Origin of the sequence: Frigidibacter sp., from assembly GCF_030695035.1 — a bacterium.
Taxonomy (GTDB): Bacteria; Pseudomonadota; Alphaproteobacteria; order Rhodobacterales; family Rhodobacteraceae; genus Frigidibacter.
The window spans coordinates 1-20,041 of the sequence record NZ_JAUYTT010000015.1 but is presented as its reverse complement, the minus strand read 5'-3'; the positions used below and the strand labels follow the sequence as shown (position 1 = coordinate 20,041).

22 protein-coding genes and 1 riboswitch are annotated in these 20,041 nt (G+C 67.9%); of the genes, 6 read left to right on the top strand and 16 right to left on the bottom strand.

What is annotated here, in order from left to right; all coding sequences use genetic code 11:
* Positions 1–21 precede the first annotated feature (21 nt).
* Positions 22–124: riboswitch (TPP riboswitch) on the bottom strand.
* A gap of 91 nt (positions 125–215) precedes the next feature.
* Positions 216–1,319 (top strand): chorismate synthase, encoded by a 1,104-nt coding sequence (gene aroC / locus Q8S30_RS15510; protein WP_305666933.1) that lies wholly within the window; start codon positions 216–218, stop codon positions 1,317–1,319.
* Here aroC and Q8S30_RS15505 read toward each other — a convergent pair.
* A complete protein-coding gene (locus Q8S30_RS15505) occupies positions 1,316–2,008 on the bottom strand; it encodes a YafY family protein (RefSeq protein WP_305666932.1) in 693 nt (230 codons plus the stop codon). The genes aroC and Q8S30_RS15505 overlap by 4 nt on opposite strands.
* A gap of 64 nt (positions 2,009–2,072) precedes the next feature.
* On the opposite strand from Q8S30_RS15505, the gene Q8S30_RS15500 reads away from it, so the two are divergent.
* Positions 2,073–2,687 carry a glutathione S-transferase family protein gene (locus Q8S30_RS15500; RefSeq protein WP_305666931.1) on the top strand — a complete coding sequence of 205 codons (615 nt, stop codon included), beginning with the start codon at positions 2,073–2,075 and terminating at the stop codon, positions 2,685–2,687.
* Positions 2,688–2,711: 24 nt separating this feature from the next.
* Here Q8S30_RS15500 and Q8S30_RS15495 read toward each other — a convergent pair whose 3' ends face one another.
* The 4 genes from Q8S30_RS15495 to ade all read right to left on the bottom strand — a co-directional run bounded on the left by Q8S30_RS15495 (position 2,712) and on the right by ade (position 7,416).
* Positions 2,712–3,593 (bottom strand): DMT family transporter, encoded by an 882-nt coding sequence (locus Q8S30_RS15495; RefSeq protein WP_305666930.1) that lies wholly within the window; start codon positions 3,591–3,593, stop codon positions 2,712–2,714.
* A 121-nt stretch (positions 3,594–3,714) separates the two neighbouring features.
* A complete protein-coding gene (locus tag Q8S30_RS15490) occupies positions 3,715–4,002 on the bottom strand; it encodes an HU family DNA-binding protein (RefSeq protein ID WP_161346423.1) in 288 nt (95 codons plus the stop codon).
* 127 nt (positions 4,003–4,129) lie between these two features.
* Positions 4,130–5,614: an AMP nucleosidase gene (locus tag Q8S30_RS15485; RefSeq protein WP_305666929.1), complete on the bottom strand. Its 1,485-nt coding sequence runs from the start codon at positions 5,612–5,614 to the stop codon at positions 4,130–4,132.
* Positions 5,611–7,416 (bottom strand): adenine deaminase, encoded by a 1,806-nt coding sequence (gene ade, locus Q8S30_RS15480; RefSeq protein WP_305666928.1) that lies wholly within the window; start codon positions 7,414–7,416, stop codon positions 5,611–5,613. The genes Q8S30_RS15485 and ade overlap by 4 nt, the downstream gene beginning before the upstream one ends.
* 177 nt (positions 7,417–7,593) lie before the next feature.
* Between ade and Q8S30_RS15475 the strand changes: the two genes are divergently transcribed.
* Positions 7,594–7,914 (top strand): SelT/SelW/SelH family protein, encoded by a 321-nt coding sequence (locus Q8S30_RS15475; RefSeq protein WP_305666927.1) that lies wholly within the window; start codon positions 7,594–7,596, stop codon positions 7,912–7,914.
* Positions 7,915–7,983: 69 nt separating this feature from the next.
* Positions 7,984–8,850 carry an SDR family oxidoreductase gene (locus tag Q8S30_RS15470; protein ID WP_305666926.1) on the top strand — a complete coding sequence of 289 codons (867 nt, stop codon included), beginning with the start codon at positions 7,984–7,986 and terminating at the stop codon, positions 8,848–8,850.
* Positions 8,851–8,911: 61 nt separating this feature from the next.
* On the opposite strand, the gene Q8S30_RS15465 is transcribed toward Q8S30_RS15470, so the two are convergent.
* The 6 genes from Q8S30_RS15465 to Q8S30_RS15440 all read right to left on the bottom strand — a co-directional run bounded on the left by Q8S30_RS15465 (position 8,912) and on the right by Q8S30_RS15440 (position 14,698).
* Entirely contained in the window at positions 8,912–10,126 is a 1,215-nt protein-coding gene (locus Q8S30_RS15465; RefSeq protein WP_305666925.1) for an MFS transporter, read from the bottom strand.
* 102 nt (positions 10,127–10,228) lie between these two features.
* Entirely contained in the window at positions 10,229–12,148 is a 1,920-nt protein-coding gene (gene dxs, locus Q8S30_RS15460; RefSeq protein WP_305666924.1) for a 1-deoxy-D-xylulose-5-phosphate synthase, read from the bottom strand.
* A gap of 56 nt (positions 12,149–12,204) precedes the next feature.
* Positions 12,205–13,071 carry a polyprenyl synthetase family protein gene (locus Q8S30_RS15455; protein WP_305666923.1) on the bottom strand — a complete coding sequence of 289 codons (867 nt, stop codon included), beginning with the start codon at positions 13,069–13,071 and terminating at the stop codon, positions 12,205–12,207.
* On the bottom strand, positions 13,072–13,308 hold the full coding sequence (locus Q8S30_RS15450; protein WP_161346409.1) for an exodeoxyribonuclease VII small subunit: 237 nt from the start codon (positions 13,306–13,308) through the stop codon (positions 13,072–13,074).
* A 164-nt stretch (positions 13,309–13,472) separates the two neighbouring features.
* Positions 13,473–14,189: a response regulator gene (locus tag Q8S30_RS15445; protein WP_305666922.1), complete on the bottom strand. Its 717-nt coding sequence runs from the start codon at positions 14,187–14,189 to the stop codon at positions 13,473–13,475.
* The gene (locus Q8S30_RS15440) at positions 14,186–14,698 is read right to left on the bottom strand and encodes a MarR family winged helix-turn-helix transcriptional regulator (protein WP_305666921.1); all 513 of its coding nucleotides are present in this window, start codon (positions 14,696–14,698) and stop codon (positions 14,186–14,188) included. Before Q8S30_RS15440 ends, Q8S30_RS15445 begins: the two co-directional genes overlap by 4 nt.
* 173 nt (positions 14,699–14,871) lie before the next feature.
* Between Q8S30_RS15440 and Q8S30_RS15435 the strand changes: the two genes are divergently transcribed.
* Complete coding sequence (locus Q8S30_RS15435) at positions 14,872–15,741, top strand: branched-chain amino acid aminotransferase (RefSeq protein ID WP_305666920.1); 870 nt, start codon at positions 14,872–14,874, stop codon at positions 15,739–15,741.
* A gap of 61 nt (positions 15,742–15,802) precedes the next feature.
* Here the strand turns inward: Q8S30_RS15435 and Q8S30_RS15430 are convergent, their stop codons facing one another.
* Positions 15,803–16,231, bottom strand: a complete 429-nt coding sequence (locus tag Q8S30_RS15430; RefSeq protein WP_305666919.1) for an organic hydroperoxide resistance protein — start codon at positions 16,229–16,231, stop codon at positions 15,803–15,805.
* Between the two features lie 102 nt (positions 16,232–16,333).
* Here Q8S30_RS15430 and Q8S30_RS15425 point away from each other — a divergent pair, with 102 nt between their 5' ends.
* Positions 16,334–16,783 carry a MarR family winged helix-turn-helix transcriptional regulator gene (locus Q8S30_RS15425; protein ID WP_305666918.1) on the top strand — a complete coding sequence of 150 codons (450 nt, stop codon included), beginning with the start codon at positions 16,334–16,336 and terminating at the stop codon, positions 16,781–16,783.
* On the opposite strand, the gene Q8S30_RS15420 is transcribed toward Q8S30_RS15425, so the two are convergent.
* The 4 genes from Q8S30_RS15420 to mtgA all read right to left on the bottom strand — a co-directional run bounded on the left by Q8S30_RS15420 (position 16,774) and on the right by mtgA (position 19,585).
* Positions 16,774–16,971, bottom strand: coding sequence for a hypothetical protein (locus Q8S30_RS15420; protein ID WP_305666917.1), 198 nt, complete (start codon positions 16,969–16,971; stop codon positions 16,774–16,776). The genes Q8S30_RS15425 and Q8S30_RS15420 overlap by 10 nt on opposite strands.
* Positions 16,972–17,083: 112 nt before the next feature.
* Positions 17,084–18,145, bottom strand: coding sequence for a tRNA epoxyqueuosine(34) reductase QueG (gene queG / locus Q8S30_RS15415; RefSeq protein WP_305666916.1), 1,062 nt, complete (start codon positions 18,143–18,145; stop codon positions 17,084–17,086).
* Positions 18,126–18,791, bottom strand: a complete 666-nt coding sequence (locus Q8S30_RS15410; RefSeq protein WP_305666915.1) for a glutathione S-transferase family protein — start codon at positions 18,789–18,791, stop codon at positions 18,126–18,128. Before Q8S30_RS15410 ends, queG begins: the two co-directional genes overlap by 20 nt.
* A 53-nt stretch (positions 18,792–18,844) precedes the next feature.
* Positions 18,845–19,585, bottom strand: coding sequence for a monofunctional biosynthetic peptidoglycan transglycosylase (gene mtgA / locus Q8S30_RS15405; protein ID WP_371135533.1), 741 nt, complete (start codon positions 19,583–19,585; stop codon positions 18,845–18,847).
* Positions 19,586–20,041 lie beyond the last annotated feature (456 nt).

Here is a 20,041-nt window from a genome sequence, read left to right as displayed (position 1 = left end):
GGCGGGCGGAGCAAGGACAGGAGACATATCATCCACCTTCCCTCCGCCGGTCTTAACCGGTTCAGGTTCGACGGGTTCGCTTGCGCATCTCAGCCCTGCACGCAGGGCACCCCGAGGTGGGGGCAACCATAGCCACGCCCGCCCGCCGCGCAAGCCGAAATGTCTTGAGCCGATTCCCCCGCCCCGCTATGCCCCGGGCAAAGGGAGCCCGCATCATGAGCCTCAACACCTTCGGCCACCTGTTCCGCGTCACCACCTGGGGCGAAAGCCACGGGCCCGCACTTGGCGCCACGGTCGATGGCTGCCCCCCCGGCGTGGCGATTGATGAAGGCATGCTCCAACACTGGCTCGACCGGCGCAAACCCGGCCAGAACAAGTACACCACCCAGCGGCAGGAGCCCGATCAGGTGCGCATCCTGTCGGGCGTCTTCAACGGGCTGACCACCGGCACCCCGATCCAGCTGATGATCGAGAATACCGACCAGCGGTCCAAGGATTATGGCGAGATCGCGCAGGCCTTCCGCCCCGGCCATGCCGACATCACCTATCACCAGAAATACGGGCTGCGCGACTATCGCGGCGGCGGCCGCTCCAGCGCGCGGGAAACCGCGGCGCGGGTGGCGGCGGGCGGCGTGGCGCGCGCGGCACTGGCAGCGCTTGTGCCGGATCTGGCGATCACCGGCTACATGGTGCAGATCGGCCCGCACCGGATCGACCGCGCCCGGTTCGACGCCACCCAGATCGCGCAGAACCCGTTCTGGGTGCCCGACGCGCAGGCGGCGACCGAATGGGCCACCTATCTCGACGGGCTGCGCAAATCCGGCAACTCCGTCGGCGCCATCATCGAGGTGGTGGCCAGCGGCGTTCCCGCCGGTCTTGGCGCCCCGGTCTATGGCAAGCTGGATACCGACCTTGCCGCCGCGATGATGTCGATCAACGCGGTCAAGGGAGTCGAGATCGGCGACGGCATGGCCGCCGCGATGCTGACCGGCGTGGATAACGCCGACGAGATCCGCATGGGCAACGATGGCAAGCCGCTGTTCCTGTCGAACCACGCCGGCGGCATCCTTGGCGGCATCTCCACCGGGCAGGAGGTCGTGGTGCGCTTCGCCGTCAAGCCGACCTCCTCGATCCTCACCCCCCGCCGCACGATCACGGTGGAGGGCAAGGAAACCGACCTCATCACCAAGGGCCGCCACGATCCCTGCGTCGGCATCCGCGCCGTTCCGGTGGGCGAGGCGATGATGGCCTGCGTGCTGCTCGACCACCTGCTGCTCGACCGCGGCCAGACCGGCGGAGTGCGCGGCCAGATCGGCTAAACGCGCGGCCCCTGCCGCAGCTGCGCGTGAAAATCGCGCAGCATCGGCACCCTGCGCGGGCGGAAGCTCTCACTGGTCGGCGTGACCTCCGCCATCATCCCGATGTGAAAACGCCGGAAATCCTCGCGCAGGCAGCACCAGGCCAGCAGCATCAGGCTGCGGTCGAGGAACACCACCGACAGCGGCAGGATACGACGGGCGGTGACGCCGCCCTCCCGATCAGTATAGCGGATGTCCAGCGCCCGCTCCTCCCAGCAGGCCTCGCGGATCAGGGCCAGATGCGGCGGCGGCACCGCCCGCCGCTCGAAGCGGTAGATCTGCTGCACGGCATGCAGCGCCTGCCGCTGCACCCGCTCGGGCAGCGTGGCGATGATCTTGGCCTGCGCCAGTTCCGCCGCCCGCACCAGCGCCGGATCGCCCGCCATCCGCACCTCGGCCAGCCCCAGCACCAGCGCCTCGACCTCCAGCCGCGTGAACATCTGCGGCGGCAAAGCCGGGTCTTCGGTCAGCCTGTAGCCAACCCCCGCCGCCCCGTCGATCAGCGCCCCGCCCGCCCGCAGCGCCGCGATGTCGCGGTAGAGCGTGCGGGGCGACACCTCGGTCTCCTCGGCCAACCGTGCGCCCGTCACCGGCGCGGGCAGCCGGCGCAGGGCATCGAGCAGGCGGAACAGGCGGTCGGATCGGGACATGATGCTGACAGGTTCTGACAGGAGGACCCAGCCATACCATGGGCCTCAACCATGGAGAACCCAGATGCTCACCTTGTTCCACGCGCCCCAGTCCCGCTCCTCCCGCCTTGTCACGCTGATTGACGAGATGGGCCTGCAGGACCGGGTGAAGATCCACACCGTCACCATCCCGCGCATGGATGGCAGCGGCATGCCGGATGCCGCCAACCCGCATCCCGAAGCCAAGGTGCCCGCCCTCATGCACGATGGCACGCTCATCACCGAAACCGCCGCGATCATCCTCTACCTGACCACCCTGTTCCCCGAGGCGGGGCTGGCCCCCAAGGCCGACGATCCGCGCTATGGCACCTACCTGACCTGGCTGTTCTGGTATGGAAACGTGATGGAGCCGGTGCTGGTGCTGCAGGCCGCGGGCCTCAGCCATCCGCATCTGCATGCCACCTTTCGCGGCCATCCCGAGGTTGTGGCCCGGCTGCGCGCCGCGCTGGAACGGGGCCCGTGGCTGCTGGGGGACAGCTACAGCGCCGCCGATCTGCTGTGCCACTCACCCTATGCCTGGTTTCAGGAGGCGACGCCCGACGATCCGCTGATCCGCGACTGGGTCGCGCGCTGTATGGCCCGCCCGGCGGCGGCGCGGACAAAGACCTCTGACGCAGCGGCCCTGCACGAAGCGGCCTGATCGGGATCGGTTCTGGCGGGCAGGCTACGCGGCCGGCCTGTCCGCCTGCCGCGACAGCTGCACCGCCAGAATGCCGCCCGCGATCACCAGCACGCCGATCACATCGGCCCAGCCAAGCCGTTCCCCCAGCAGCACCGCCGCCACGGCGACGCCGAAGAACGGGTTGAGGAAATGGAAGGTCGAGGCGCGGACCGTCCCGATCCGCCCCACCAGCAGGAACCAGACCCAGGTTGCCAGCACACCCGGCACCAGCGTCGTGTAAAGGAACGCCCACCCCAGCCGCGGCGTCCAGTTCACCACGAAGGGCTCCGTCGCCAGTGCCACCACGGCCAGCGCGGCCGATCCCACGAACATCTGCAGCCCCACCACCATCATCACATTGCCGCCGCCGCCCGTCGCCCCGCGCATCGACAGCGTGGCAACGGTCAGCGCCAGCGATCCCAGCAGGCACAAAGCCACCCCGCCCAGATCGGTGCCGCCCGACAGGCGCGATCCCATGATCAGCGCCACCCCGGCCATCCCGGCCACCAGCCCGGCGATCCCCAGCGGGCGCACCCGGTCGCCGAACAGCGCCCAGCCGAAGCCCGCGACCAGCAGCGGCATGGAAGAGGCGATGATCGCCGCCAGCGACGCCTCCACCCATTGCATCGCCACGAAGTTGAGGCCCAGATACAGCGCGTTCTGGCAGATCCCGAAGATCACCACCGCCCGCCACTGCGCCCGGCTCAGCCGCCAGCTTTGCCCCATCGCCAGCGCGAGCCCGCAGGCGATCACGCCCGACAGCAGGAACCGCGCCGCCAGCGCGGTCAGCGGCGGCGCATCCGCCACGATCATCCGCGCCGAGGTGAAGGCCGAGGACCACATGAAGGCAAAGGCCAGCCCCATCAGGATCGCGCGGATATCCATGCCTGCACCTCAAACGGAAAAGGCCGCGAATCCGACCGGACCGCGACCCTATCCAATGCGTGCGGGGCCGCAAGCCCCGCAATGAACGGCTCAGCCGTTCACATAACCTTCGGCAAACGGCTTAGCCGTTCACGATGTCTTTCAGCGACTTGGCGATGGTCACCTTGACGACCTTGTCGGCCGGCTTGGTCATGGTCTCGCCGGTGGCCGGGTTGCGCACCTGGCGCTCGGGGCGGGCCTTGCAGACCACCTTGCCAATGCCCGGAATGGTCACGGCGCCACCATTGGTCACTTCAGCGGCAACAACCGTTCCGATCGCGTCCAGCGCGGCGGTGGCGGTTTTCTTGTCCGAGCCCATAGCCTCGGCCACAGCGGCAACCAGCTGCGCTTTCGTCATCGGTTTCGACATTTGAATCTCCTCACATGCGCCCCGATTTCAGGGTCATCTGCGCCTTATTCGGCATATTCGGCTGCTACACAGGTTTTCGGCCAGCAAGGCAAGCGTTTTTCGCCCTGTTTGCCCAGTTTTCCCGGCGTCACAGGAACGCAGTTTCCTCGAAACTGCGCAACTTGCGGCTATGGATGCGTTCCAGAGGCATTTCGCGCAGCCGCTCCATCGCCCGCACCCCGATCAGCAGATGCCGGCTGACCTGCGTGCGGTAGAACTCCGTCGCCATCCCCGGCAGCTTCAGCTCGCCATGCAGCGGCTTGTCGCTGACGCAGAGCAAGGTGCCATAGGGCACGCGAAACCGGAATCCGTTGGCGGCGATGGTCGCGCTTTCCATGTCCAGCGCAATGGCGCGAGACTGGCTCAGCCGCTGCACCGGGCCCGACTGGTCCCGCAGCTCCCAGTTGCGGTTGTCGATGGTGGCGACGGTGCCGGTGCGCATGATCCGCTTCAGCTCATACCCGTCCAGCTCGGTCACCTCGGCCACCGCCTCCTGCAGCGCGATCTGGATTTCCGCCAGCGCCGGGATCGGCACCCAGACCGGCAGATCGGCATCCAGCACATGATCCTCGCGCAGATAGGCATGGGCCAGCACGAAATCGCCCAGGCTCTGGCTGTTGCGCAGCCCGGCGCAGTGGCCGACCATCAGCCAGGCATGGGGCCGCAGCACCGCGATATGGTCGGTCGCCGTCTTGGCGTTCGAGGGGCCGACGCCGATATTCACCAGCGTGATCCCCTGCCCGTCCTTGCGCTTCAGGTGATAGGCCGGCATCTGCGGCATCTTCGGCAGCAGCGGCATCGCCCCGCCCGGCGTGGTGACAGAGATGTTGCCGGGACCGACAAAGGCTTCATAGCCGCTGTCCGGGTCGGCCAGTACCGACCGGGCAAAAGCCTCGAACTCGTCGACATAGAACTGGTAGTTGGTGAACAGCACGTGGTTCTGGAAATGCTCGGGCGTGGTCGCGGTGTAATGCGACAGCCGCGCCAGCGAGTAATCCACCCGCTGCGCCGTGAACGGCGCCAGATGGCCCGACCCGTCAGGATGCGACAGGTTGGTGCCATTCACGATGTCATCATCCATCGTCGCCAGATCCGGCACGTCGAACACATCGCGCAGCGAGAAGCTCAGCACCCCTTCCTGCGGCACCGCGACCGACGGGTTCCCCGCCACCGCAAAATGCACCGGGATCGCGGTGGTCGAAGGGCCGATGCTCACCGGCACCCCGTGATTGCGGATCAACAGCCCAAGCTGCTGCACCAGATAGTTGCGGAACAGATCGGGCCGCGTGATCGTCGCCGAATAGGTCCCCGGCACCGCCACATGGCCAAAGCTCAGCCGGCTGTCGGCCTTCATATGGCTCGAGGTGGTGATCCGCACCTCCGGGTAGAAGGCCCGCATCCGCGCCCCCGGCCGCCCGCCGGTCAGCGTGCGGTTGAACCCGTCCAGCAGGAACGCCGTCGCCTCTGCATAAAGCTCCTCCAGCCGCGCCACCGCCGCCTCGGGGTCGGTGAACTTCTCGGCCGCGCGCACCGGGGCGGTTTCGACGGGAAGGGTCGGGTCCAGCGCGGTCATTCAAACAGCCCCGTCAGCTCGAATTTCGTCACATCCACAAGGCCAAGGTCGGAGATTCGCAGCTCGGGGATCACCACCAGCGCCAGCAGCGAATGCTGCATATAGGCGTTGTTCAGCGTGCAGCCGCACGTCGCCATCGCCTCGACCATCCGTCCCGCCTTGGCCGCAACCTCCGCCGCGGGGCTGTCGCTCATCAGGCCCGCAATCGGCAGCGGCACCTGCGCGATCTCTGCCCCGTCCTTCCAGACGGTGATCCCGCCACCGATCTCGCCCAGCCGGTTCGCCGCCGCCGCCATCATCTCGGCATCGGTGCCAACCACGATCATGTGGTGGCTGTCATGCGCAACGGTCGAGCCAATCGCCATCCGCCCCGTATAGCCAAAGCCCGACACGAACCCGTTCACCACCTTGCCCGTGCCCCGGTGCCGCTCGACCAGCGCGATCTGCGCCACGCCCTTGCCCTCATCGGGCTGCGCATAGCCGTCCACCACTGCAAGCTCGGCCGTCAGCGCCTTGGTCGGCGCCTGATTCTCCACCACGCCGATCACCTTGGCGGTGACGGTGTTCGCCCCCTCGGGCGCCGCAATCGCGAAATCCGCCGCCTCCAGCGCCTTGCCCAGCCTCACCGTCGCCCGCGCCTCATCCGGCCAGTCGTAATGCGGGCATTCCACCAGCAGCTTGCCATCCATCGCCACGGTGCGCCCGCGGGCGATCACCCGCTCGATCGGCAACGTGGTCAGGTCCGAGGTCAGGATGATATCCGCCCGCCGCCCCGGCGTCAGGCTGCCCAGATCCCGCTCCAGCCCGAAATGGGTCGCGGTATTGATCGTCGCCATCTGCAGCGCGATCAGCGGGTCACAGCCGCAGGCGATGGCATGGCGGACCACCCGGTTCATGTGCCCCTCATTCACCAGCGTGCCCGAATGGCAATCGTCGGTGCACAGGATGAAGTTCCGCGGGTCCAGCCCCTTCTGGGTAATCGCCGTGATCTGGCTTTCCACGTCATACCAGGCCGATCCCAGCCGCAGCATCGCCCGCATCCCCTGCCGCACCCGCGCAATCGCATCCGCCTCGGATGTGCCCTCATGGTCATCCGCCGCGCCGCCCGCGACATAGGCCGAGAAGGCATTGCCAAGGTCGGGGCTGGCATAATGCCCGCCCACCGTCTTGCCCGCCCGCTGGGTCACGCTCAGCTCCGACAGCATCTTGCGGTCGCCGGCGATCACGCCCGGAAAGTTCATCATCTCGCCCAGCCCGATGATGCCCGGCCATTGCATCGCCTCCGACACATCATCGGCGGTGATCTCGAAGCCCGTCGTCTCCAGCCCCGGCGCCGAGGGCGCGCAGCTTGGCATCTGGGTGAAGATGTTCACCGGCTGCATCTGCGCCTCGTCATGCATCATCCGCACACCGGCCAGTCCCAGCACATTCGCAATCTCATGCGGGTCGGTGAACATGGTCGTTGTGCCATGCGGGATCACCGCCGCCGCAAACTCCGCCGGCGTCAGCATCCCGCTCTCGATATGCATGTGCCCGTCGCACAGGCCCGGGATCATGAAGCGCCCTTCCGCCTCGATCACCTCGGTCTCGGGCCCGATGCAATGGCTGGCATCCGGGCCGACATAGGCGATGCGCCCATCGGCCATCGCGATGTCATGGCCGGGCAGCACCTCGCGGCTGTGGACATTGACCCATTGCCCGCCGCGCACCACCAGATCGGCGGCCTCGCGTCCGGCAGCAATGGCGATCAGGCGGGGGGCGGCGTCGGCCCAGCTCTTCAGGGGAAAGTTCGATTGTTCCATGACGAAACCTCTCTCACCGCAGCAAGGCTTGCAAGTGACGATCTGACGACGGACGCAGCGTGCGGCCAAGGGACCGGCCGGCCAAAGCCCGACAGATTTTCTTTACATATGACATCTGTATGGGTTCTGCATGGTTTCCATATCGCCGCCGAACAGCAACAACGCCCCGGCAGGCCCATGGAACGGATAGCCCTGCCGATGCCCGAAGCCCCCCGCCCAGCTGTCACCATCACCTACTGCACCCGGTGCAACTGGCTGCTCCGCGCCGGGTGGATGGCACAGGAACTGCTGCAAACCTTCGGTCATGATCTCGGCTCCGTCGCCCTCATCCCCGGCACCGGCGGCATGTTCGAGATTCACGTGGACGGCACCCTTGTGTGGGAGCGCAAGCGCGACGGCGGCTTCCCCGATGCCCGCGCCCTGAAACAACGTGTCCGCGACGTGATAGCACCGGACCGTGACCTTGGCCATCTCGACCGCAGCGCCACAGAGGCGTAGGCTAAGCGCAGCAACAGGGGACAGAGCATTGACCAACCTAGACTTTTCCAGCGTCCCCCGGGTGTATCCATGACTGCCTCCGGCACCCTCCTTTCCCTCGGCCACGGCTATTCGGCGCAGGCCCTCGCCCGCCTGCTGCTGCCGCAAGGCTGGCGCATCATCGGCACCACCCGCTCTGCCGCCAAGGCCGAGGCCCTGCGCGCCACCGGCGTCGAGCCGCTGATCTGGCCCGGCACCCCCCTCGCGCCCGCGCTGGCAGAGGCGACTCACCTCCTGACCTCCATCGCGCCGGAGGAAGACGGCGACCCGGTTCTGGCCGCGCACAGGGGCGAAATCGCCGCCGCCCGGAACATCACCTGGGCAGGTTATCTATCCACGACAGGGGTTTACGGCGACCATGCCGGCGGCTGGGTCGATGAGGATTGCGTGCTCGCCCCCACCACCCGCCGCGGCAAGGCCCGCGTTCTGGCCGAATCCGAGTGGCAGGCGCTCGCCGCCGCCTCCGGCCTGCCGCTGCACATCTTCCGCCTCGCCGGCATCTACGGCCCCGGCCGCGGTCCCTTCGCCAAGGTCCGCGACGGCACCGCCCGCCGCATCATCAAGCCCGGGCAGGTGTTCAGCCGCATCCATGTGGATGACATAGCCCAGGTCCTCGCCGCCTCCATCGCGCGTCCCGCTCCCGGCACCGCCTACAATGTCTGCGACAACGACCCCGCCCCGCCCGAGGATGTGATCGCCCATGCCGCCACCCTCCTCGGCCTGCCCCTGCCCCCGGCCCTGCGCTATGACGAGGCCGAGATGACGGCGATGGCCCGCAGTTTCTATGCCGAGTCCAAACGGGTGCGGAACGACCGGATCAAGGAGGGGCTGGGGGTGAAGCTGCTCTATCCGGGCTACCGCGAGGGGCTGGCGGCATTGCTGGCGGCCGAGGGATAAGCGGGGGCCTTCTGCCCCCGCACCCCCGAGGATATTTGAAAAAGGCAAAGAGGGAAAGGAGTTAGCCCCAGCCCTTGCCGCGCCGCGCGTCGAGCACCGCGGCGGCGAAGATCAGCGCCCCAGCCAGTGACAGCACCACGCCGACATAGCCGGTGGCCGGCAACCCATAGCCCGCCAGCAGCACCTGCGCCGCGAGCCAGGGGCCAAGCGCATTCGCCACGTTGAAGGCCGAATGGTTCAGCGCAGCCGCCAGCGTCTGCGCATCCCCCGCCACATCCATCAGCCGGGTCTGGATCACCGTGCCAAGGCTGCCGGTCATCCCGATCAGGAACAGCATCGGCAGCAGGGTCGCCAGCGAGCCCGTCGTCAGCGGATAGATCGCCGCCAGCGCCGCGCTCGACAGCAGCAGGAAAAACCCGGTCCTGACCGGCGCGCGGTCTGCGGCCCAACCGGCCGCCAGCGTTCCCAGCGTCATCCCCACCCCGAACACCGCCAGCGCCACCGGCACCATCACCGGGCTGGCCTGCGTCACCTCGAGGATCGTCGAGGCGGTATAGGTGTAGATCGCAAAGAAGCCGCCGAACCCGACCGCCCCCACCGCCAGCATCAGCCAGACCTGCCGATTGCCAAGCGCCGACAGCTCGCGCATCGGGCGCGCGCCCGGATCACCCGCATCGCGCGGCGCATAGACCCAGATCAGCACCGCCGTCGTCGCCGCCAGCACCCCCACCAGCGCAAAGCCCCAGCGCCAACCCACTGTCTGGCCAAGGAAACTTGCGAAGGGCACCCCGATCACCGTCGCCACCGTCAGCCCGACCATGATCCGCGCCACCGCCTGCGCCCGCTGGTTCGGCCGCACGACCGAGGCCGCGACCAGCGCCGCCACCCCGAAATAGGCGCCATGCGGCAGCCCGGCCAGGAACCGCGCCGCCAGCATCGTGCCATAGGTCGGCGCCATCGCCGCCATCAGGTTGAACAGGCCAAAGATCACCATCAGCCCGATCAGCAGGCTGCGCCTCGCCACCCTTGCGCCGAACACCGCGATCAGCGGCGCGCCGACCACGACGCCAAGCGCATAGGCGCTGATCACATGGCTGGCCGTCGGCTCGTCAATGCCAAGCCCGGCGGAGAAATAGGGCACCAGCGCCATCGCCGCAAACTCGGTGGTGCCGATGGTGAAGCCGCCCATGGCGAGCGCGAACAGCACGATGCGGGGATTGACGGTGGGCGCAGCACTCAGGGCCTCGTCGAGGGTGGGGCAGGTCGGATCGGCCAAGTCGGATGCTCCTTGCGGCGGATACGGCATCGCGCACCCGGTCCCTCCCCGCGGCAGATGTGGCCCGGCGCGCGGCGGAATGCAACATCCCGGATGCGGGTTTCAGGCGCGGCTGCGCGCGCCCGCCACAGCAACCCCCAGCACTTCCAGAACCTTTGCCTCGATCTGCGGGGCGTTCATGCCGGCGACGGCATACATGTCCTCGGGGCTCATCTGGTCGATGAAGGTGTCGGGAAGCACCATCGAGCGGAACTTGAGGCCGCGGTCGAACACGCCCTCTTCGGCCAGCAGCTGCGCGACATGGCTGCCAAAGCCGCCCACCGCGCCCTCCTCGACACAGATCAGCGCCTCATGCTCGGCCGCCAGCCGCAAGATCAGCTCACGGTCGAGCGGCTTGGCAAAGCGGGCATCGGCGACCGTGGGCGCAAGCCCCCGCGCCGCCAGCGCCTCGCGCGCCGCCATCACCTCTGTCAGCCGCGTGCCGAAGGACAGGATCGCCACGCGCCCGCCTTCCGCGATGATCCGGCCGCGGCCGATCTCCAGCGGCACGCCGCGCTCCGGCATCTCGACCCCGGTGCCATCGCCGCGCGGATAGCGGAAGGCGATGGGGCCCGCGTCATGCGCCGCCGCCGTCGCCACCATATGCACCAGCTCCGCCTCATCCGCCGCGGCCATCACCACGAAGCCGGGCAGGTTGGCCAGGAAGGCCACGTCGAAGGCCCCGGCATGGGTGGCGCCATCCGCGCCCACAAGCCCCGCGCGGTCGATGGCAAAGCGCACCGGCAGGCGCTGGATCGCCACGTCATGCACGACCTGATCGTAGCCGCGCTGCAGGAAGGTGGAATAGAGCGCGCAGAACGGTTTCATCCCGCCCGCTGCCATCCCCGCCGCGAAGGTCACCGCATGCTGCTCGGCGATCCCCACGTCAAAGCAGCGCCGCGGGAAGCGCTCGGCGAAGAGGTTCAGCCCGGTGCCATCCGGCATCGCCGCGGTCACCGCCACGATGCGGGCATCCGCTTCCGCCTCGCGGACCAGCGATTGCGCGAAGACCTTGGTATAGCCCGGCGCATTCGACGCCGCCTTGACCTGCGCCCCGGTCACCACATCGAACTTGGCGGTCGCATGGCCCTTGTCGGCAGCGCGCTCGGCGGGGGCATAGCCCTTGCCCTTGCGGGTGATGACATGGATCAGCATCGGCCCCGTCGCCCGCGCCTTCACCGCGCGCAGCAAGGGCAGCAACTGGTCCAGATCATGCCCGTCGATCGGGCCGACATAGCTGAAGCCCAGTTCCTCAAAGAGGGTGCCGCCCACGGCAATGCCCTTCAGCATCTCCTTCGCCCGCCGCGCGCCTTCCTGCAAAGGCTCGGGCAGCAGGCTGACGGCGCCCTTGGCCACCGCCTTCAGCTCCTGGAACGGCGCCCCGGAGTAAAGCCGCGTCAGGTAGGCCGACATGGCCCCCACCGGCGGGGCAATCGACATCTCATTGTCGTTCAGCACCACGAACAGCCGCTTCTTCAAATGCCCCGCGTTGTTCATCGCCTCATAGGCCATGCCCGCGCTCATCGCGCCATCGCCGATCACCGCGATGGCGTCGCCGGCATCCCCGCCCAGATCGCGGGCCGCCGCAAAGCCAAGCGCCGCGCTGATCGAGGTGGAGGAATGCGCCGCCCCGAACGGATCGAAGGCCGATTCCGACCGCTTGGTGAAGCCCGACAGCCCGTCCTTCATCCGCAGCGTCCGGATCCGCTCGCGCCGCCCGGTCAGGATCTTGTGCGGATAGCACTGGTGGCCCACGTCCCAGATCAGCTTGTCGCGCGGCGTGTCGAACACCGCGTGGATCGCCACGGTCAGCTCCACCACCCCCAGCCCCGCGCCCAGATGCCCGCCCGTCACCGACACGGCCGAGATGGTCTCGGCCCGCAGCTCATCGGCCAGTTGCCGCAGCTCCCGGTCGGACAGCACCTTGAGGTCGCTGGGCACATGCACGCGGTCCAGCATCGGGGTCTTCGGTCGGTCGGTCATCACGGCCCTTTCACGCGAGGTCTCAGCGTTGCCGGCCTCCGCCGGCGGGTAGGGATCTAGCTTTGCCGGGCGATAGCGAAGCGCGCCGCGTCCCGCAAGGTCTCCGCTGCCGCACCATAGGGCTCCAAGGCTAGCTCGGCCATGGTTACCAGGTCCTTAGCGCGGGCCTTCGCACCCTCCAGCCCCAGCAGCGATACGAAGGTAGCCTTGCCCGCGCCGGCATCCTTGCCAAGCCGCTTGCCTGCCGCCTCGGGGTCGCCCTCCACATCCAAGATGTCGTCGGCGATCTGAAAGGCAAGTCCGAAGGCCTCGGCATAGGCGCGCAGCGGCCCCCGGTCCGCCCCCGCGAGGATCGCCCCCGCCTCGGACGCAAAACCAATCAGCGCGCCGGTCTTGCCGGCCTGCAGGGCGGTGATCTCCTCCAGCGTCAGCGGCGCGGCGGCGCTTTCGGCGGCAATGTCCAGCGCCTGCCCCAACACCATGCCTTCGGCACCGGAGGCCCGCGCCAGCGCCGCCACCAGCGCCACCCGCCGCTCGGCCGGGCCAAGCACCGGGTCACAGCACAGCTCGAAGGCCAGCGTCTGCAGCGCATCCCCGGCCAGCACCGCCGTCGCCTCGTCCCATTTCACATGCACCGTGGGATGGCCTCGGCGCAGGTCATCGTCATCCATGCAGGGCAGATCGTCATGCACCAGACTGTAGGCATGCAGCGCCTCGACCGCCGCCGCCGCTGGCATCGCCGCCGCGCGGCTGATGCCGTGCAGCGCCGCGCTTTCCAGCACCAGGAACCCCCGCAGCCGTTTGCCGCCGCGCAGGGCATAGCGCATCGCCTCCACCACCGGCTGGTCGGCCTTGCCCGCCAGCGCAGCCTCCAGCGCCGCGCCGATCTCTGCCGCCGCCTGTGCCAGCCGCTCCGGAAACACTTACAGCCCTTCGACCGGCGTCAGCCCCGCAGGCTGGCCATCGGCGCCAAGGGTGATCCGCGCCACCTTCTCTTCCGCCGCCTTCAGCCGCGCATCGCAATGCGCCTTCAGCGCCGCGCCGCGCTCATAAAGCTTGATCGAATCCTCCAGCGGCACATCGCCCCGCTCCAGCTTGCCGACCACTGCCTCAAGCTCCTTCATCGCTTCCTCGAAGCTCATCGCTGCAATCTCGCCCATGCCGCCGCTCCTTACCTCATGCCGCCCCGATATAGCGCCCCGCCCCCCGCAGGGCCACCTGCCCCTTTGCCTTTTCCGAATATCCCGGGGGAGTCCGCCAAAGGCGGGCGGGGGCGGAGCCCCCATTCTACCCTCGTGGGCCGCGCCCCCTGCTCCGGCAGCCCCTACTCCGGCATCAGCATGTATCCCGCGCCCCGCACCGTCTGCAGATAGCGCGGCTCCTTCGGGTCGCCCTCGATCTTGCGCCGCAACCGGGTGATCTGCACATCCACCGCCCGTTCCTGCGCCTGCTCGGCCGCGCCGCCCTTGTCGCGCCCCAGCTCCTCGACCAGCGTCTGGCGCGAGATCGGCTCGCCGGCCCGCCCGGCAAAGATTCGCATCAGGGCCGCCTCGGTCGCGGTCAGCCGCACCAGCGCATCCCCCTGCCACAGCTCGCCCCGGTCAAGGTCATAGCGCACCGGGCCCAGATGGATGAACTTCGGCCCCTTGCCCTGCACCTGCGGCGCGCGGCGCAGGATCGCGTTGATCCGCAGCAGCAGCTCCTTGGGCTCGAATGGCTTGGCAAGGTAGTCATCCGCCCCCGCCTCCAGCCCCTCGATCCGCTCCGCCGTCTCGCCCTTGGCGGTCAGCAGCAGGATAGGCACGGTCATCTTGCGCCGCAGGTCGCGGGTCAGGCTGATCCCGTCCTCGCCCGGCATCATCACGTCAAGCACGATCATGTCAAAGTCGAGCCCCGAGAGCAGCCGCCGCGCATGGGCGGCATCCCGCGCCGCCGTCACCAGAAAGCCGTTCCGCGCCAGGAACTTCTGCAACAGCCCGCGGATGCGCTCGTCGTCATCGACGATCAGCAGATGGGCGTCGGGGGGATTCCCAGCATTCATGTCCCGCTATCCTTCATCGCCTGGTAATGCCGCCGCAGATCCGGGTCCATCATCGCCTCCAGCACCTGCCGGAACCCCGCCACCGCCGCCGGCCCCGCCGCGCGGTAGGCGGCGCGCATCCGCACCCGCTGCGCCTCGGAGAGCGAGCGTTCCAGCGCCTTGCCATCCTCGGTCAGGAACAGGTGCCGCTCGCGCTTGTCCTTGCGGCCGACCCGGCTTTCCACCAGCCCGTCCTCGATCAGCGTGCGCAGCACCCGGTTCAGGCTCTGCTTCGTCACCCCCAGCATCGCCAGCAGCGTGTTGACGGTCTGGCCCTGCTGGCGGTTGATGAAATGGATGGCGCGGTGATGCGCGCGCCCATAGCCGCGGGTTTCCAGAATCCGGTCCGGATCGGCCGTGAAGCCGCGATAGGCGAAGAACATCGCCTCGATGCCCTTGCGCAGCTGCTCGTCGGTCAGGAACAGCAGGCTCTCGCCGCCCGGGCTGGCCGCGCCTCCACCTTCCGCCATCACGCTCCTCCGGTTCACGTTTTTTCTGATTGCCTCTGTTTTAAGTCAGCCTTGTTGACTTTCCAAGAATCAATTGGTAGCTCAACCCGGCAATTTGCGCAACTTTATGTCCGAAGCGGACCTTGCGCACGCAACATTCGACAAAGCGGCAGGTGCCGCAAGGAGGGTTCGACATGGCCGGGGCCTATGATGACCGCGACGGCAAGATCTGGATGGACGGCAAGATGGTCGAGTGGCGCGACGCCACCGTCCACGTCCTGACCCACGCGCTGCACTACGCCTCTTCGGTGTTCGAGGGCGAGCGCTGCTACAATGGCCGCATCTTCCTGGGGGTGGAGCACAGCAAGCGCCTGCGCCGATCCGCTGAACTTCTCGACATGGAGATCCCGTTCTCGGTCGAGGAGATCGAGGCCGCCAAATACGCGATGCTGAAGGCCAATGGCTGGACCGACGCCTATGTCCGCGCAGTCGCCTGGCGCGGCTCGGGCGAGGATATGGGCGTCTCGGCCAAGCGCAACCCAGTCCGCCTGGCCATCGCCGGCTGGGAATGGGGCAACTACTACGGCGACGCCAAGACCAAGGGCGCCAAGCTCGACATCGCCAAGTGGAAGCGCCCCTCGCCCGAGACCATCCCCAGTGCCGCCAAGGCTGCCGGGCTCTACATGATCTGCACCATGTCCAAGCACGCAGCCGAGGCCAAGGGCTGCTCGGATGCGATGATGTTCGACTATCGCGGCTACGTGGCCGAGGCGACCGGCGCCAACATCTTCTTCGTGAAGGATGGCGAGGTTCACACTCCGCTGGCCGATTGCTTCCTGAACGGCCTGACCCGCCAGACCGTGATCGGGATGCTGAAGGAGAAAGGCGTCACCGTCCACGAACGCCACATCATGCCCGAGGAGCTTGAAGGGTTCGAGCAGTGCTGGCTGACCGGCACCGCGGCGGAAGTTACCCCCGTTGGCCAGATCGGCGATTTCAGCTTCGAGGTCGGGGCGCTGACGCTGGACGTTGCGGCAAGCTACGAGAAGCTGGTCCGCGCCTGAGGGCCTTTCCAGAACAACAGCAGGCCCGGCTCCGCAAGGATCCGGGCCTGTGTCGTTCTGGTCATTCCAGAATGGTCACCACATGCACATTGCCGCTGATCGCGTTGGAATAGGGGCAGATGAAATGCCCGCGTTCCACCATGCGCTCGGCCACCGCCCGGTCCACGCCCGGCAGGCTGACCTTCAGCGTCACCGCAATGCCAAAGCCGCCCTCGGCGCGCGGGCCGATGCCGACCTGCGCCTGCACCGTGGCATCGGCCGGAACCTCGCCGATCTTCTCGCTGCTGGCGGCAAAGCGCATCGCGCCCATGTAGCAGGCGGCATAGCCCACCGCGAACAGCTGCTCGGGATTGTTGCCCTTGCCGTCGCCGCCCATTTCCACCGGCACGCTCAGCGTGACGGCCAGTGCGCCATCCAGCGTCGCCGATGTGCCATTGCGCCCGCCACCCTTCGCTTCCGCCACCGTACGGTAAACCACGTCCTTGACCATGTGATGTCTCCTTATCGTCTGCGATTGTATCGTGCACGATATAGATGGGCGTCGGTGAGTCAATCCCTTGCGAAAGAATCGTGAGCGATCTATCTTGGCAAGATGAAAGACACCCCGCCCCCCCTGCCGCAGATGCTGTGCTTTGCGCTCTATTCGGCCAATCACGCCATGCAGGCGGCGTACAAGCCCATGCTGGACGCCGCGGGGCTCACCTATCCGCAATTCCTCGTCCTGACCCTCCTTTGGGCCGAGGACGATCAGACGATGAGCAGGATCGGCGCCGCGCTGCATCTGGAAAGCAACACGCTGACGCCCATGCTCAAGCGGATGGAGGCTGCGGGCCTTGTGGTGCGCAACCGCGACCCGGAAGACGAGCGTCAGGTGCGTCTGACGCTCACCGAGGCGGGGAGTGCGCTACGGCTGGAAACGGCAGGGTTCTCCCGCGTCATCGGCGAGAAAACCAAAATGACGAGCGAGGCGCTGGACGCCCTGCGCGCCAGCATCGTCACCCTGCGCGATATCCTGCGCGAGGGCGAGAACGGTCAGGCCTGATGGCCGCGCTCGATGCGCAGGAATTCCTTCACGCGCCGGGCAGTCTCGCCGCCAAGCCGCGGGCGGCGCAGCAGGGCCTGCGTGGAGGGATGCGAGCCTTCGTTGCCTTCGCGGCGCGCAAGCTCGATGAATTTCTTGGTCCGGCCCGCTTCGGGCGGGCTGCGGTGATCGGCGATATGACGGGTCATGGTCTTTTCCTTTGGGCTCGCAGCCGGATCGGCCACATCCCGAAGATGGGGCCGAATCGCCTTCGTGCCTAGGCCTGCCTGCCCGATTGCCACGATCGGCAGGTTATGGCCGCTATGCACCAAGCCGCGCCAGCGCCCACCGCGCAGCATCCGCCACCGCCTCATCGGCATCCCCGGTCAGCCCCGCCGCCACCGGCACAAGGCCAACATCGCCCGAATTTCCAATGGCATAGAGCACGTTGCGCACCATCCGGTCCCGCCCGATGCGCTTGATCGGGCTGCCGGCAAAGCGCGCGCGGAACGCCGCATCGTCCAGCGCCGCCAGATCAGCCAGCAGCGGCGGCTCTGCCTCGCGCGGCGCATAGCCCATCTCGGTGGCCCCCTGGGCAAACTTGTTCCAAGGGCAGACGGCAAGGCAATCGTCACAGCCATAGATCCGGTTGCCCATCAGCGCCCGCAATTCAGGGTCCACCGGGCCCCGGTGTTCAATCGTCAGGTAAGAAATGCAGCGCCGCGCGTCGAGCTGGAAGGGGGCCGGAAAGGCCCGCGTCGGGCAGATGTCGAGGCAGGCGGTGCAACTGCCGCAACGCTCCGCCTCGGCCGCATCCTTGGGCAGGTCGACCGTCGTGAAGATCGCACCCAGAAAAAACCAACTGCCCAGATCACGGCCCAGAACATTGGTGTGCTTGCCCTGCCAGCCAAGCCCCGCCGCCTGTGCCAGCGGCTTTTCCATCACCGGCGCGGTATCGACGAAGACCTTGATCGCCTCGCCCTCGCTGCCCTGATCCAGCAGCCAGCGCCCGACCCGCTTCAGGCGCCGCTTCACCAGATCATGGTAATCCTTGCCCTGCGCATAGACACTGACCGCCCCGCGCTCCGGCCGCTCCAGCACCGCCAGCGGGTCATGGCCGGGCGTATAGACCTCGGCCAGCATCACGACAGACCGCGCCTCGGGCCACAGCGCCGCCGGGTCGCCGCGCCAGCCCATCCGCTCGGCCATCCAGCCCATCTGCCCATGCCGCCCCTCGGCCACGAAAGCCGCCAGCCGCCCCGCAGCCTCTGGCACCGCATCGGGCGCACAGACACCCATTTTGGCGAAGCCCTCGGCCAGCGCCTGCGCCTGCAACCGCGCTTTCAGCGCAGCGCCGGGGTGGTCAGAAGTCGAGATCGGCATAATGCGCCGGCGGCGGGAAGCCGGGCACCTGATCGGCCAGCAGCGACCGGAACGAGGGGCGCGACTTGATCTTGGCGTACCACTCCTTCACCGCCGCAGAACGGTTCCAGTCGACATCGGAGTTGTAGTCGAGGCAGCTCAGATGCGCCGCCGCCGCGAAATCGGCCAGCGTCATCGCATCGCCAGCCAGCCAGCGCCGCTGCTCCAGCAGCCAGCCCATGTAATCGAGGTGATACTTGATCCGCGTCGCCCCGGCCTTCACGGCCTTGGAGTCGGGGTAGCCCAGACCCATGATCTTCTTGTTCACCCGCTCATAGAGCAGCTTGGTCGTCACCTCGCCATGGAACTTGTCGTCGAACCACGCACAGAGCCGCCGCACCTCGTACCTTGCATCGGGATCGCGCGGCACCAGCTGCGGCTGCGGGATCGTCTCGTCCAGCCATTCGCAGATCGCCTGGCTTTCCGACATGGTGCGGTTGTCCCACTTCATCACAGGGACCTTGCCCGCCGGGTTGCGGCGCAGGAAATCCGGCCCCTGCTCCCAATAGCGTTCCTCGACCAGCTCCACCTCGATCTTCTTCTCGGCAAGCGTCAGGCGGACCTTGCGGCAAAAGGGCGACAGCGCAACATGATAGAGGCGGACCATAGGGATACTCTGAATTGTGGGTCCCCGGGTGATAGACCCCGGGGACCTTGGGTTCAATCCTCGAAACAGTCCGCGCGCCCGTCCGCGCCGATCGTCGCCGCCCCATCGGCGATTCCCGCCGCCCGCTGCCGCAGCCCCTGCGGCAGGGCCGAGGCGTCGCGGGCCTTGGGATTGGGCAGCACCGCCGCCAGCCGCGCCGCCTGCACCGCCGTCAGATCCGCCGCCGCCACGCCGAAATAGGCCTGCGCCGCCGCCTCCACCCCAAAGATGCCCTCGCCCATCTCGGCGACGTTCAGATAGACCTCGAGGATCCGCCGCTTCGACCAGACCAGCTCCACCGCCGGGGTCAGCACCGCCTCTGCGGCCTTGCGCGGCCAGCTGCGGCCCTGCCACAGGAACACGTTCTTGGTGGTCTGCTGGCTGATGGTCGAGGCGCCGCGCTGGCGCCCCTCGTCCAGCGCCTTGCGGATCGCGGCCATGTCAAAGCCCCAGTGCAGGCAGAAATTCGCGTCCTCTGCCGCCACCGCCGCCCGCGCCATCACCGGCGCGATGCCCTCCATGCTGACCCAGTCGCGCTGCAGGCTTCCCAGCCGCAGACGTTCCGAGATCATGTAGGGCGTCCAGATCGGGTTTATGATGGTGAAGGCCACCACCAGCGCCGCAAGCGCCATCCCCGCCCGCCCCAGCCAGCGCAGAGCGAAGCGCAGCGCACGGGCCCGCAGCGGCTGCGGCGCCGCGCGCCGCTTGCCGCGCCCCGTGCCGGGCTTCGGCGCTGATCTGGATCCGGGTGCCATTGCCATCCTTCGCATAAGTCACAGGCTGCTGTGGCCGGTCAACCCGCCCGCTGTCCCTACCCCAGCAAACCTGTCACCGCTTAGTTCGGGCGGAAAAAGGCGAGGCACTGCCTCGCCCCGCCCGTGCGGGACATGTCACCCGGTGCCCCCACAGCGAGAGACCGGATGAGGACAGCGCCCGCCGGGGGCGGGGCGGGCGCTGGCCGGGCCCTTTGGGGGCCCGTCCGGTGCAAGATGCACATGGACCGCGTGGCGAAGGCGATGGCCTTCGCCAAGGAGACGGGTGCGAAGGCAAAGGCCCCGCCGTCCCCGGCAGGGCCCCTCCCGTCACCCCCGCAGACTCACTCCGCCGGCATCGCCTGCAGCTCGTCCGACAGCGGGTGCGGCAAGCGCGCCAGCATCTCGCGCGGGCAGATCTGCACGAAATTCGCCCGCTCCTCGGCCCAGTTGGTCAGG

Bases quoted from the DNA above. Each gene is read 5' to 3' on its own strand.
- aroC (WP_305666933.1), top strand. From the start codon at position 216: ATGAGCCTCAACACCTTCGGCCACCTGTTCCGCGTCACCACCTGGGGC.
- Q8S30_RS15505 (WP_305666932.1), bottom strand. From the start codon at position 2,008: ATGTCCCGATCCGACCGCCTGTTCCGCCTGCTCGATGCCCTGCGCCGG.
- Q8S30_RS15500 (WP_305666931.1), top strand. From the start codon at position 2,073: ATGCTCACCTTGTTCCACGCGCCCCAGTCCCGCTCCTCCCGCCTTGTC.
- Q8S30_RS15495 (WP_305666930.1), bottom strand. From the start codon at position 3,593: ATGGATATCCGCGCGATCCTGATGGGGCTGGCCTTTGCCTTCATGTGG.
- Q8S30_RS15490 (WP_161346423.1), bottom strand. From the start codon at position 4,002: ATGTCGAAACCGATGACGAAAGCGCAGCTGGTTGCCGCTGTGGCCGAG.
- Q8S30_RS15485 (WP_305666929.1), bottom strand. From the start codon at position 5,614: ATGACCGCGCTGGACCCGACCCTTCCCGTCGAAACCGCCCCGGTGCGC.
- ade (WP_305666928.1), bottom strand. From the start codon at position 7,416: ATGGAACAATCGAACTTTCCCCTGAAGAGCTGGGCCGACGCCGCCCCC.
- Q8S30_RS15475 (WP_305666927.1), top strand. From the start codon at position 7,594: ATGGAACGGATAGCCCTGCCGATGCCCGAAGCCCCCCGCCCAGCTGTC.
- Q8S30_RS15470 (WP_305666926.1), top strand. From the start codon at position 7,984: ATGACTGCCTCCGGCACCCTCCTTTCCCTCGGCCACGGCTATTCGGCG.
- dxs (WP_305666924.1), bottom strand. From the start codon at position 12,148: ATGACCGACCGACCGAAGACCCCGATGCTGGACCGCGTGCATGTGCCC.
- Q8S30_RS15450 (WP_161346409.1), bottom strand. From the start codon at position 13,308: ATGGGCGAGATTGCAGCGATGAGCTTCGAGGAAGCGATGAAGGAGCTT.
- Q8S30_RS15445 (WP_305666922.1), bottom strand. From the start codon at position 14,189: ATGAATGCTGGGAATCCCCCCGACGCCCATCTGCTGATCGTCGATGAC.
- Q8S30_RS15440 (WP_305666921.1), bottom strand. From the start codon at position 14,698: ATGGCGGAAGGTGGAGGCGCGGCCAGCCCGGGCGGCGAGAGCCTGCTG.
- Q8S30_RS15435 (WP_305666920.1), top strand. From the start codon at position 14,872: ATGGCCGGGGCCTATGATGACCGCGACGGCAAGATCTGGATGGACGGC.
- Q8S30_RS15430 (WP_305666919.1), bottom strand. From the start codon at position 16,231: ATGGTCAAGGACGTGGTTTACCGTACGGTGGCGGAAGCGAAGGGTGGC.
- Q8S30_RS15425 (WP_305666918.1), top strand. From the start codon at position 16,334: ATGAAAGACACCCCGCCCCCCCTGCCGCAGATGCTGTGCTTTGCGCTC.
- Q8S30_RS15420 (WP_305666917.1), bottom strand. From the start codon at position 16,971: ATGACCCGTCATATCGCCGATCACCGCAGCCCGCCCGAAGCGGGCCGG.
- queG (WP_305666916.1), bottom strand. From the start codon at position 18,145: ATGCCGATCTCGACTTCTGACCACCCCGGCGCTGCGCTGAAAGCGCGG.
- Q8S30_RS15410 (WP_305666915.1), bottom strand. From the start codon at position 18,791: ATGGTCCGCCTCTATCATGTTGCGCTGTCGCCCTTTTGCCGCAAGGTC.
- mtgA (WP_371135533.1), bottom strand. From the start codon at position 19,585: ATGGCACCCGGATCCAGATCAGCGCCGAAGCCCGGCACGGGGCGCGGC.